General features: G+C 71.0%; 11 protein-coding genes. 8 read left to right on the forward strand and 3 right to left on the reverse strand.

Annotation, left to right across the window (positions count from 1 at the left end; genetic code table 11):
- Positions 1-157 precede the first annotated feature (157 nt).
- Positions 158-1345: a glycosyltransferase family 39 protein gene (locus tag NLX86_RS28990; RefSeq protein ID WP_254374760.1), complete on the reverse strand. Its 1188-nt coding sequence runs from the start codon at positions 1343-1345 to the stop codon at positions 158-160.
- 239 nt (positions 1346-1584) lie between these two features.
- Here NLX86_RS28990 and NLX86_RS28995 point away from each other — a divergent pair, with 239 nt between their 5' ends.
- On the forward strand, positions 1585-3270 hold the full coding sequence (locus NLX86_RS28995) for an MFS transporter (RefSeq protein WP_254374761.1): 1686 nt from the start codon (positions 1585-1587) through the stop codon (positions 3268-3270).
- Between the two features lie 68 nt (positions 3271-3338).
- On the forward strand, positions 3339-4535 hold the full coding sequence (locus NLX86_RS29000) for an acyl-CoA dehydrogenase family protein (RefSeq protein ID WP_254374762.1): 1197 nt from the start codon (positions 3339-3341) through the stop codon (positions 4533-4535).
- A gap of 81 nt (positions 4536-4616) precedes the next feature.
- Here the strand turns inward: NLX86_RS29000 and NLX86_RS29005 are convergent, their stop codons facing one another.
- Positions 4617-5054 (reverse strand): cell division protein SepF, encoded by a 438-nt coding sequence (locus NLX86_RS29005; protein ID WP_254374763.1) that lies wholly within the window; start codon positions 5052-5054, stop codon positions 4617-4619.
- Between the two features lie 240 nt (positions 5055-5294).
- Between NLX86_RS29005 and NLX86_RS29010 the strand changes: the two genes are divergently transcribed.
- The 4 genes from NLX86_RS29010 to NLX86_RS29025 all read left to right on the forward strand — a co-directional run bounded on the left by NLX86_RS29010 (position 5295) and on the right by NLX86_RS29025 (position 8858).
- On the forward strand, positions 5295-6530 hold the full coding sequence (locus tag NLX86_RS29010; protein ID WP_254374764.1) for a DUF5685 family protein: 1236 nt from the start codon (positions 5295-5297) through the stop codon (positions 6528-6530).
- A gap of 19 nt (positions 6531-6549) precedes the next feature.
- Positions 6550-6729, forward strand: a complete 180-nt coding sequence (locus NLX86_RS35195; RefSeq protein ID WP_374213985.1) for a hypothetical protein — start codon at positions 6550-6552, stop codon at positions 6727-6729.
- Between the two features lie 599 nt (positions 6730-7328).
- Positions 7329-8228: a S1 family peptidase gene (locus tag NLX86_RS29020; protein WP_254374765.1), complete on the forward strand. Its 900-nt coding sequence runs from the start codon at positions 7329-7331 to the stop codon at positions 8226-8228.
- Positions 8229-8378: 150 nt separating this feature from the next.
- The gene (locus tag NLX86_RS29025) at positions 8379-8858 is read left to right on the forward strand and encodes a hypothetical protein (protein ID WP_254374766.1); all 480 of its coding nucleotides are present in this window, start codon (positions 8379-8381) and stop codon (positions 8856-8858) included.
- A gap of 7 nt (positions 8859-8865) precedes the next feature.
- Here NLX86_RS29025 and NLX86_RS29030 read toward each other — a convergent pair whose 3' ends face one another.
- Positions 8866-9762 (reverse strand): DUF4231 domain-containing protein, encoded by an 897-nt coding sequence (locus tag NLX86_RS29030; RefSeq protein ID WP_254374767.1) that lies wholly within the window; start codon positions 9760-9762, stop codon positions 8866-8868.
- A 274-nt stretch (positions 9763-10036) separates the two neighbouring features.
- On the opposite strand from NLX86_RS29030, the gene fxsA reads away from it, so the two are divergent.
- On the forward strand, positions 10037-10153 hold the full coding sequence (fxsA, locus tag NLX86_RS34890) for an FxSxx-COOH cyclophane-containing RiPP peptide (protein ID WP_254374768.1): 117 nt from the start codon (positions 10037-10039) through the stop codon (positions 10151-10153).
- 9 nt (positions 10154-10162) lie between these two features.
- Positions 10163-12424, forward strand: a complete 2262-nt coding sequence (fxsB, locus tag NLX86_RS29040) for a radical SAM/SPASM protein FxsB, inactivated metallohydrolase extension form (protein WP_254374769.1) — start codon at positions 10163-10165, stop codon at positions 12422-12424.
- Positions 12425-12491 lie beyond the last annotated feature (67 nt).

Below are 12491 nucleotides of genomic sequence, written 5' to 3' on the forward strand. Positions count from 1 at the left end.
GGAGTTGGTCTCAATCCGGGCTTAATTCCTATGAGTCCAGGAAAGCCCGTGCCGGATCGAGAATGATGTTCGGATCAATTCAATTGATTATTGATACGGCAGTGGTGCGTCCGCCGGAATTCATTCACCCAGGCGCTGCGGCGAATTTGCCGCGCGCTCACGGAGGCCCGGTGCCGTTCAGCCAGAACGCCCCGTACACCGCCGAGGCCAGCGCCACCGGGCCCAGCACGAGCGCCACCCGTGACGTACGCAGGCGGGCCAGCGCCACGGCGACCGGCAGCAGAAGCGGGAAGGCCGGCATCAGCAGCCGCGGCTTGGAGCCGAAGTAGCCCGAGGCGCACAGGGCGAGAGCCACCACGATCCCGCAGAACACCAGCAACGGCAGCGGCTGGCGCTGCCGCACGCACAGCCGGTACAGCCGGAGCACCAGTACGACTCCGGCGATCAGGCCGATGCCGGCCGCGAAGGCGGGCGAGGCCAGCCGTTCGCCGATGAACCGCGCGAACGCCCACCCCCCGTCGAAGCCGTTGCCCCACTGCCCCTGCACATCGAGATAGCCGAAGAGTCCGCCGCCGGTCCGGTGCCCGACCCACAGCACATAGCCCGCGGCGCCGAGCGGAGCCAGCACCACGCCCAGCAGCATCCGCCACCGGCCGCGCGGCCCGCCGTCGCCCCACCCGCCGTCGCGCGGACCGCGGATCAGCTCCACCGCCGCGGCGACCCAGACCGCCGCCACCACAGCGGCTCCCACCGGCCGGGTCAGTCCGGCCAGGGAGGCCAGCACCCCCGCCCACACCCAGCGCCCCCGCAGCACCGCGTAAAGCGACCAGGCCGCGAGCGCGGTGAAGAGCGTCTCGCTGTACGCCATCGACTGGACGATGCCCACCGGCAGCACCGCCCACAGCACCACCGCCAGTGTCCCGGCCCGGCGCCCGTACAGCCGGTCGGCGATCGCGAAGATCCCCCAGGCGGCGAACAGCGAGGCCGTCCAGGCCACCACGAGCCCGGCATCCGCGGACGAGAGCGGACTGATCGCCGAGAACAGCCGCTTCAGCCACGGCAGCAGCGGAAAGAAGGCCAGATTGGAGTGGACGTCGCCGTGTCCGAGCCGCACTTCGTAGCCGTAACCGAGCTCGGCGACGCGGGTGTACCAGAGCGAGTCCCAGCGCGCGGACAGCAGCTGGTGCGGGCTGCTGCCCGCCGCCGCTCCCCACACCCCCAGCACCGCGACGCCGAACAGCCGGACCGCTGCATACGCGAGCAGCGCGGGGGCCGCCCGGCGCAGCGCGGTCCGGGCAGGTGACGCCGTGGAGCGCAGGGGCGAGGCAGAAACAAGAGCAGTCACGGGGCGATTATCCGGGCTGCGCGCGAACCGCCGGCCGCCCTTCGGCGTGTACGCAAAGGCAGGAGTGGCGTACGCCACACCACGCGGCCTGCGGAGGTGAGAGATGGACCACGCACCACGGCCGCGAACTCGCGTACGCTGACGGCTCACTCGCCTGTCGATGCCGGGACCCCGAGATACGCGCAAAACGCCGTCCTCGCTGGTCCGCCGAGCGCGAGGGTTCACTGGGAGGTACGTACATGTCAGGGACGAACACGGCCGGCACCCGCCGCCCCGACGCCCCCTGGCAACGCCTCGTCGCTGCCGCCGACGGCGCCAACCGCTGGGTCGTCCTCGTCGTCCTGTGCGTGAGCCTGCTGTTCGTCGCCCTCGACGCCACCGTGCTGCATGTCGCCGTCCCCGCCGTCACCGAGGACCTGCGCCCCGGCTCGATCGAGCTGCTCTGGATCGTTGACGCCTATCCGCTGGTCTGTGCCTCGCTGCTGATCCTCTTCGGCACGCTCGGCGACCGCGTGGGCCGCCGCCGCATCCTGCTGCTCGGATACGGCCTGTTCGGCGCGGCCTCCGCGGTCGCCGCCCTCGCCGACACCCCGCAGGTGCTGATCGCGGCCCGGGCCCTGCTCGGCGTCGGCGGCGCCATGATCATGCCCGCCACGCTCTCGATCCTCCGCCAGGTCTTCCCTGACCGCCGGGAGCGGGCCACCGCCATCGGCATCTGGACAGCGGTCGCCGCGATAGGCGCCGCCACCGGCCCGGTGCTGGGCGGATTCCTCGTCCAGCACTACTGGTGGGGCTCGGTCTTCCTGATCAACATCCCGCTGATGGCGCTGATCCTGCCGGTCGGCCGCTGGCTGCTCCCCGAGTCCAAGGGCGAGGGCAACGGCCCGTGGGACGTGCTCGGCGCACTCATGGCCGCGGCCGGAGTGCTCGGCGTCGTCCTCGGTGTGAAGCGGGCCGGCGGTGGTGAGGGCATCCTCGACGCGAAGACCCTCGGCCCGCTGATCATCGGCGCGGTGCTGCTGGTCTTCTTCGTACGTCGGCAGAAGCGGCGCAGCCAGCCGCTGATCGACGTGAGGATGTTCACCCGGCCCACGTTCTCCACCTCCGTGGGCTGCATCGTCCTGGCCATGCTGGCGCTGGTCGGCCTGGAGCTGATAGCCGTCCAGTACCTCCAGCTGGTCCTGGAGCTCGGCCCGCTGGAGACCGGGCTGCGGCTGCTGCCGCTCACCTTCGCCGCCATGGCGGCCGGCGCCACCGGTTCGTACACCCTGCACCGGCTCGGCCCGCGCGTGATGGTCTCGCTCGGCTTCGCGCTCACCGCCGCCGCCGTCCTGCTGCTGACGCTGATGGGGCAGCACGACCGTCCCCTGCTGCTGACCGCCGGGTTCGTCCTGCTCGGCTTCGGCCTGCAGACCACGCTCTTCGGCGCGTACGAGTCGATGCTCAGCGAAGCGCCTGCGGAGCAGGCGGGCGGCGCCGCGGCCATCGGCGAGACGTCGTACCAGCTGGGCGCGGGTATGGGCATCGCCCTGCTGGGCAGTGTCATGAACGCCGCCTACTCGCCGGCCCTCTCCCGGGTGGCCGGGGTCCCCTCCGCCGAGAGCACGGCCGCCGCCCACTCGCTCGGTGAGGCCTACCAGGTCGCGGCCCACCTCGGCGGATCCGCCGGGCATGCGCTGCGCACGGCCGCGCGGAACTCCTTCGTCCACGGCCTGCATGTGACCCTCTTCGTCAGTGCGGGTCTGCTGCTGCTCGGCGCGCTGGCCGCGCTGCGGCTGCCGAAGGTGATGGAGTGCGCGGCGAAGCACGAAGAACAGCAGGAGGAACACCAGGAAGAGACGCCGCTCCGGAAGGCACGCGTCCCTGCCCCCACGGCGCACCGGGAACCCGCCGAGGCGGCCGGGTCTGGACGGGCGGGGCGTTGAGCCGTAACGTCGGCGCCGAGCTGTAACTACCACTGCTAGTTTTAGCCCTGCCCGCCGGGAGGCCCCGTATGTCGTCGTCCGCACCCTCGAAGCTGCCGCCCTTCGACGCCGGCGATCCGCTGGGCATCGACGACCTGCTGAGCACCGAGGACCTGGCCATCCGCGACACCGTCCGCTCCTGGGCGGCCGACCGGGTACTGCCGCACATCGCCGACTGGTACGAGAAGGGCGAGCTGCCCGGCATCCGTGAGCTGGCCCGGGAGCTCGGCTCGATCGGCGCGCTCGGCATGTCGCTCCAGGGCTACGGCTGCGCGGGCGCCACCGCGATCCAGTACGGCCTGGCCTGCCTGGAACTGGAGGCCGCGGACTCCGGCATCCGCTCGCTCGTCTCCGTACAGGGGTCGCTGGCGATGTACGCCATCCACCGCTTCGGCTCCGAGGAGCAGAAGCAGCGCTGGCTGCCCGGCATGGCGCAGGGGTCGATCATCGGCTGCTTCGGGCTGACCGAGCCCGACCACGGCTCCGACCCGGCCGGCTTGCGGACGTACGCCAAGCGCGACGGCGGTGACTGGGTGCTGACCGGCCGCAAGATGTGGATCACCAACGGCTCGGTGGCCGGAGTCGCGGTCGTGTGGGCGCAGACGGACGACGGCATCCGCGGCTTCGTCGTCCCGACCGACTCGGCCGGCTTCTCGGCCCCCGAGATCAAGCACAAGTGGTCGCTGCGCGCCTCCGTCACCAGTGAGCTGGTCCTCGACGAGGTGCGGCTGCCCGCCGACGCCGTACTGCCCGAGGTCACCGGACTGCGCGGGCCGCTGAACTGTCTGAACCACGCCCGCTACGGCATCGTCTGGGGAGCGATGGGCGCGGCACGCGCCAGCTTCGAGGCGGCGGTCGAGTACGCGAAGACCCGCGAGCAGTTCGGCAGGCCGATCGGTGGCTTCCAGCTCACCCAGGCCAAGCTGGCCGACATGGCGCTCGAACTGCACAAGGGCATCCTGCTCGCCCACCATCTGGGGCGGCGTATGGACGCGGGGAAGCTCCGTCCCGAGCAGGTCAGCTTCGGGAAGCTCAACAATGTGCGCGAGGCGATCGAGATCTGCCGTACCTCGCGCACGATCCTCGGCGCCAACGGGATCTCGCTCGAGTACCCGGTGATGCGGCATGCGACGAACCTCGAGTCGGTACTCACCTATGAGGGCACCGTCGAGATGCATCAGCTGGTGCTGGGCAAGGCGCTCACCGGTCTCGACGCCTTCCGGTAGGACCCTCGGGTGGACCGGCGAGCTCCCCCAGCCACCTCCCCCGGACTCCGTCCGGGGGTGCCCCCAGGAAGGTGCCCATGCTCAGCTCTGGTTGAAGAAGCCGTCCCCGGGGCGTCCGGCGACTTCGCCGTTGACGACCTGGGTGTCGGCGGGGGACAGCAGGAAGACCCGGGTGGCCACGCGCTCGATCGAGCCGCGCAGGCCGAAGGTCAGGCCGGCCGCGAAGTCCACCACGCGCTTGGCGTCGGAGGGCTCCATGGAGGTCAGGTTCACGATCACCGGGACCCCCGCCCGGAAGAGCTCACCGATGCCGCGGGCGTCCCGGAAGCCGTCCGGGGTGACCGTGGCGATCCGGCGGCCGTGCTCGTGCGCGGCCTCGGAAGCCACCCGTACACGCGGGTCGGTCACCCACTGGTTCCCGGCCGCGGATCCCTCGGCGTACTCGTCGTCGTAGTAACGCTCGTCATCGCTGTCCTCGACGAGTCCCAGCCAGGCACTCGCCTTGCGCACCGAACCCATGGACGCCTCCTCTCGCAGCGGTCTGTCTGCGTTCCGCACACCTATGGTCGTCCATGATGCGGATCGCGCGCCAAGTGGATAGTCACCGCGCAGGGGTTTCGTGACGGTACTGGTGCAGAACTTGTGGCGATTCGTCAAGGTTCTTCCTGGACCCCGCTGCTGACAGAGTGAAAATATGACTCATCGATCCGTACGGGTGACACAGGGGGCGTACGGGTGAACGACTCGCGGGGGGTTGTCTTGTTCGGAATCGTCAGACCTTGTACGCACCGGCTCACCAAGAGGTTCAGAACCGAGTGGATGGCCCATCTCTGTGGGCTCTGTCTGGCACTTCGGAGTGACCACGGCCAGTTCGCCCGGGTCGTCACCAACTACGACGGCCTGATCGTCTCGGTTCTGACGGAGGCTCAAGTTCAGCGCGGCACGGACTGGCGGCGCACCGCAGGCCCCTGCCCGCTGCGCGGCATGCGTACCGCGCCGGTCACCCAGGGCGAGGGGGCCCGGCTCGCGGCCGCCGTCTCGCTGGTGCTCGCCTCGGCGAAGGTACGCGACCACGTCGCCGACCGGGACGGGCTGTTGGCCCGTAGGCCAGTGGCCGCCGCCGCCCGCAAGGTCGCCGCCGGCTGGGACAGGGCGGGGGCGCGCACAGGGGCGGCGCTGGGCTTCGACACGGCCGTACTCCTCGACGCGGTCGGCCGGCAGGCGGGGATCGAGGCCGGCGCGGGACCCGGCACACCGCTGCTGACGATCACCGAGCCGACCGAGACGGCCACCGCGGCGGCCTTCGCCCACACCGCGGTGCTGGCCGGCCGGCCGGGCAACGCGGCGCCGCTGGCCGAGGCGGGCCGGCTCTTCGGACGGCTCGCGCACCTGTTGGATGCCGTGGAGGACAGGGCATCTGACGCGGCGTCGGGCGCGTGGAACCCGCTCACGGCGACGGGCACCGGTCTCGCGGAGGCGCGGCGGCTGTGCGACGACGCGCTGCACGGGATCAGGCTGGCGCTGAAGGACGCCGAGTTCGTGGACGGCAAGCTGGCGCATCTCCTGCTCGCGCACGAGCTGAAGGCGTCGGTCGACCGCGCCTTCGGCACGGCGGGCTGTGCGCATCGGGGAAGCCACGGGGACCAGGGCGGGCAGGGTGGGTTCGGACCGCCGCCCCAGTCGTGGGGGCACGGTGGCCAGGGCGGCAACCCGTACGGTGGGGGCAATCCGTACGGCGGCGGCAACCCGTACGGCGGGGGCGGCCCCGGGGGGCCTGGCGGCCTGCCGCCCGGAGCCGACCCCACGAACGAACCGCAGCGCCCCGGAAGGCGGGGCTTCTGGGAGGGCTGCGCGGTCGCGATCGGGCTGTGCTGCACGTGCAAGCTGTGCTGCGCGAAGGAGTACGAGGGCCCCTGGTCGCGCAAGAGGCGCAGGGGCGCTTGTCGCGACTGTGACTGCTGCGACTGCTGTGACTGCTGCTCCTGCGACTGCTGACCTGGCGGGGTTGATCGCCATGAGCACAGACCGGACATCCGGACCCGCAGCCGGACGCGGCGCAGGACTGGAAGGTCGAATTCCGGCCGTCCCCGGGGAGTGGCGCGAAGGGCTGTGGGCGGTGCGCGTCTTCGACCCGCCGTCCGCCGCCCGCCGCGCCTTCGCGGGCATCGGGGCGACCGTGTACGACCCCCGCTGAGCGCTGCCGGGGCACCGCCCGTACCGCGAACCGCGGACCGTACGGGTCGCGAACGCCGACGGCCGCGAGCGGGCCTCGGGCTCGGCGGGGAGGTCGACTGACGGCTCGACGGTGACGAGTACACCCTCCAGATCGCGGTGGAGGGGGACGGGTCGCTCTGGGCCGTCCTCGCCGAGGGGACCAGCGGGAACAGCGCGCCGCGACGTTCGACTTCAACCGGTCGCCGCTGCCGCCGTGCGCCTTCGCCGGCCACTTCATCTGCCCCTTCCCTGCCCGCCCGGGAACGCCCTCCCCTTCGAGGTGCCGGCAGGGGAGCGGAACCTTCTCGACCGCTGAACCGTCCGACCACCGGGACGGCAGTCACCAGGGGTGGTCCAGACACCTCAGCCCCGGCGGATCACGAGCCGCCGGGGCCGGTGCGCGTGCGTGCTCCCGGTCGGCCGAAAGGCGCCCTTGCGCACGTTGGTTGACGCCGCGAATACTCCCGAGCAGCGCTTGTCAGGGGCACGGCGTGTCCGGATTCCGGACGTGCCCCCGGCTGCGCCTCACGGGCCCCGAACCCCACAACGGGCCCCCGATTCCCCTCGGGAGGAACGAAAGTGAGGATCAAGCGCACCACCCCCCGCAGCGGTATGGCGAGACGAACGCGGCTGCTTGCCGTGACCACCGGCCTCATCGCAGTGGCCGCACTCGCCGTCCCCACCGCCAGCGCCGACCAGGCCGGTACCTACAGCGCCGCCCAGCTCTCCCAGGCCGGTGCGTCGGTGCTCCGCGCCGATGTGGCCGGTACCGCCTGGCATGTCGACAAGGCCACCAACACCCTTGTCGTCACGGCCGACAGCACCGTCTCGAAGGCCGAGATCGCCCAGATCAAGCGGGAAGCCGGCGCGAACGCCGGAGCGCTCCGCATCGAGCGCACGCCCGGCAAGTTCTCCAAGCTGATCTCCGGCGGTGACGCCATCTACGCGACCAGCTGGCGCTGCTCGCTCGGCTTCAACGTCCGCAGCGGCAGCACGTACTACTTCCTGACCGCCGGCCACTGCACCGACGGCAACCCGCCCTGGTACACCAACTCCTCGCGCACCACGAGCATCGGACCGACGGCAGGCTCCAGCTTCCCCGGCAACGACTACGGCCTGGTCCGGTACAGCAACACCTCGCTCTCGCACCCGGGCACGGTCGGCGGCCAGGACATCACCAGCGCGGCCAACGCCACCGTGGGGATGTCCGTCACCCGCCGGGGTTCAACCACCGGCACCCACAGCGGCAGCGTCACCGGCCTCAACGCCACCGTCAACTACGGCGGCGGCGATGTCGTCTACGGCATGATCCGCACCAACGTGTGCGCCGAGCCCGGCGACAGTGGCGGTCCGCTCTACTCGGGCACCCGTGCCATCGGTCTGACATCCGGCGGCAGCGGCAACTGCTCATCCGGCGGTACGACGTTCTTCCAGCCGGTCACCGAGGCCCTGAGCGCGTACGGCGTCAGCGTCTACTGAGCCCACTCAGCCTCACCAGCTTGCAGCCGGCAACACAGAGCGGCCCCCGCCCGGCGCGCATCCGGGCGGGGGCTCGCGCCTGCGCGCCCCTGGACGTCTTGCGCCCTTTTGAGAGGATGCACAGGGGGATTCCCGGGGGAGGCTTCAGGTATGAAGCGCATCGGGGTGACGGGCCACAGGACTATTCCGGGCGAGGCGCTCGAGGAGGTCCGGGCCGGGCTGCGCGCTCTGCTGTGCGACCACGACGGGCCGATGGAGGCGCTGTCGAGTCTGGCCGCGGGCGCCGACCAGCTCTTCGCGGACATCGCGCTGGAGCGCGGGGCAGACCTCACGGTCGTCATTCCCAGCGGTGACTACGAGGAGGGGTTCGACGACCCCGGCGAGCTCGCCCGCTACCGCGCGCTCAAGAGCCGGGCCACACAGGAGATCCGGATGGCCTACGCCCACTCCAGTGATGACGCCTACTACGCGGCCGGTACCTATATCGCCGACAACAGCGACCGGCTGGTCGCGGTGTGGGACGGCCTCCCGGCGCGCGGCCGCGGCGGCACGTCGGACATCGTCGAATACGCACGTGCACTCGGCAAGCCAGTGACCGTCCTGTGGTGCGAGGGCGTGCGGCGCATCTGAGTGCACATCAACTGCTGTGCCGCGCCAGCCAGTCGGTGTGCTGGGGCGAGACGTATCGTTCGGTCTCGTAGACGGCTCCGGACCACTGCGGCTCGGTGACCGTGGTCTGCATCTCGACCAGCATGGCCGACAGATCCCGCTCAACCACGGAGTGCGCCTCGATGAGAGGGTGGTGGCGCCTGACCTCGTTCCAGGCGATGCCGGCCGCCGCCGCGGCGGAGAACAGCCCGGCGAGGTTCGCGGACGGCCCCGTCCCGAAGGCGCGCAGCGTGCCGAACGTCAGGGCCAGGAAGGTGAGTACGGCTATGGAAGAGGCCCACAGGGTGGTCGCCTTCCGTGACACCTCGGTGCGCCTGCGGTACCAGTTGCGCTGCTCGATCAGCCGGTCACGTACGTACGTCTCCCGGCGGACGTGGAACGCCCGGCCCCGTAACTCCCGCATGGGCGCGGTGACTTCGACACCGGCAGCCGAGCCGGCCTCCCCCCGCGGATCCTGCCAGCCGATCTTCCGCAGCTCCTGCAACCCCGCCTCCATACGCGTGCGGAACAGCCCGTCAGGATCCGCGGTGTCCGACTCGAACGGCGCGCCGTGCACGGCGTACCGCCAGCAGAGTGACTTGATGAACTCGGCGGCAGAGCGGTTCAGTTGCCACTGCGGCCTGGCCCTGCGCCGGGCGATCCGGAAGCTGAGTACCAGCACGCCCGCGTACGCCGCAGCGCTGAGCGCGCCGAGGAGCTGGAGCGCTCCCACCTCGACACTCCACGGCAGCGCGGCCGCCAAGGCCGCCAGCACCAGCAGAAGCAGCTGGGTCCTGGTGGCCTGGGTGGATTCCTGCTGACGCGAGACTGCAGCGCTGTCGGCATGATGGAACAACGCGGGAAGGTCATTGTTCCGGAACACCATGCTCCGCAGTGGACCGGGAAACTCCGTCACAGCCACCCCCGTCTGCTGTTTGTCCCTCACTCTTTTGACGGAATGCTCGCATTCGATCTTTTGGCGCAAGCACCACGCAACGCTCGTGTATGCAGGTCCCGTGCTTCAGTTGCCATCAGTGCGCAGAAGAGTAAAGTCCACGCTGACACTACAGCGTCGCTGTTGTCATCACCATGCCCATGCCCTAAGGACGGCCGTGAAGACCTCTGCAAATCCTTCGTTCGCCGCTGCGAAGAAGCGTCGTGTGCCCCTGGCCGAGATCGACGTGCGCAGCGCCTCCGCCGCGGCGAAGCTCGGCCGGGTACTTCCGGCGACAAGCGGCCGTCCGGTGCAGGCTCCGACGTTCAACTCGGCGCTCTAGACTGGCGGAATGACCGGCCTGATCGCATTTCGCGAGATCGTTCTCAAGGTTCACAGCAGGTGTGATCTTGCTTGTGATCATTGCTACGTCTACGAGCATGCAGATCAGAGCTGGCGCGCTCGTCCGAAAGTGATCTCGGAAGAGGCCGTTTCGCGGACCGCGTCCCGGCTGGCCGAGCATGCCGAAGCACATACGCTCCCCTCCGTCACGGTGATTCTCCATGGAGGGGAGCCTCTTCTTGCCGGGCCCGCCAGACTCCGGCTGATCTGCGAGGAGTTCACCCGGGCCCTGGCCGGAGTGGCCGGGCTGGACCTGCGGATTCACACCAACGGACTGCAGCTGAGCAGCCGTATCCTGGACCTCTTCGTCGAGTACGGGGTCAAGGTCGGCATCTCCCTCGACGGCGACAAGGCGGCGAACGACCGGCACCGCCGCTTCGCGGACGGCCGCAGCAGCCATCCCCTGGTCCTACGCGCCGTCGATCTGCTCCGCGAGGAGCGCTACCGGCACCTCTATCTGGGCCTGCTCTGCACGGTCGACGTGGCCAACGACCCGCTCGCCGTACATGACTCGCTGACCGCGCTGGCCCCTCCGCGCATCGACTACCTGCTGCCGCACGCCACCTGGCAGACGCCCCCGGCCAGGCCGGACGGCGAAGGCACGCCCTACGCGGACTGGCTGCTTCGCATCTTCGACCGCTGGGACCAGCAGGGCCGGCCGATTCCGGTGCGGCTCTTCGCCTCCGTACTCAGCACGCTGGCGGGCGGACCCAGCCTCACCGAGTCGCTCGGCCTCGCGCCCACCGATCTGGTCGTCGTGGAGACCGACGGGACTCTGGAGCAGGTCGATTCGCTCAAGAGCGCCTACGACGGCGCGGCCGCCACCGGCTTCGACGTCTTCTCCCACTCGTTCGACCAGGTGGCGGCCCATCCCGGGGTGCGGGCCCGGCAGCTGGGCCTGGCCGGCGTCAGTAAGGAGTGCCGGGAATGCCCTGTCGTACGCTCGTGCGGCGGCGGCCTCTACACCCACCGCTACAAGCCGGAATCCGGATTCGACAACACCTCGGTCTACTGCGCGGATCTCCAGGCGCTGATCGAGGGGATCGAGGCCAGGACCGCCCGGACGGCCACCGCCGCCGAGTTGTCCGATCCGGCGGAGCTGGCCGCCTCCCAGCAGGAACTCAACAGCACATTGCTCGCCCTTCTGCACAGCGATCTGGACGGCGGCAGCGGCGGCAACGGGGGCAACGGCGGCGGCGAGGACTGGGACCGGGCCTGGGCGCTGCTGGGCGAGATCGAGCGGACCTCCGACGCCCTCGACCCGGTCCTGGACCACCCCTATACGCGCAGCTGGCTGCTGGGCGCACTGGACGCCGTACGGGAGGGGCGGTCGTGCGAGGCGGACTCCGCCGGGCAGCTGGCGGCCGTCGCCGCCGCGGCCGTGGTGGCCGGGGAGCTGGAACTGCCGGTGCCGGTGCCGTACGTGGACGGCCGGCTCAGCCTGCCTACGCTCGGGCGGTTACGGCTGGCGGCGCCCGGGGAGCAGGGCTGGGCCGAGGTGCGGGCCACCGGGGCCGGTGGCTTTCTCGTACGCAGCGGGCGGCAGGAGTGGCGGGCCGGCGGGCCCGGCGAGACGGCTGCCGACTGGCAGCCGGTGCGCAGGCTCGCCGCCGACGGGGTGCCGGAGCTGGCGCTGGACGACGTCGACCCCTACCGCGACTGCTTCTCGGTGCCCCTGCGCCGGCGGCTCGGCGCGCGTGAGGCGGCGGACTGGCAGGCGAAGCTCACCCGTGCCTGGGCCCTGCTCGCCGCGGCCGTACCGGACCTGGCGCGGGCGGCGGCCGCCGGGCTGACCACCCTGACCCCGCTGGACAAGGAAGAACCCGACGGTGCGGGTTCGGTGGGCCGGCACGGCCCCGGCGCGCTCGGGATCGCCGTGACGTACAGCGCGGACGCCACGGCCCTCGCGCTGCTGACGGGATGGCGCCGGGCACAGCTGCTCGCCCTGACCGAGGTGGCCGACCTGTACGCCCTGGATGGCGAGTGGCTGCACGAGGTGCCGTGGCGGGAGCGGCCGGTGCCTGTGTCGCGGCTGCTGGCGGACGTGTACGAGCGGGTGGCCGTGGCGGCGTACCGGGCGGGCGAGCGCAGGAGCCTGGACGACACCCGGCGGGCCATGGAGCAGCTGGGGCGCGCGGCCGAGCTCACCAGCAGCGGCAAGAGCCTGCTGGCCGGACTGTGGATCGAGCTGGCGGAGACGGTCCATGGATGAGCGGACGCGGCTGAGGGAAGTCCTGGGGGAGGACGGCGCGCTGATGGTGGCCCCTTTCGCCGCGGAA

It is taken from the genome of Streptomyces sp. A3M-1-3 (assembly GCF_024213665.1).
GTDB lineage: Bacteria > Actinomycetota > Actinomycetes > Streptomycetales > Streptomycetaceae > Streptomyces.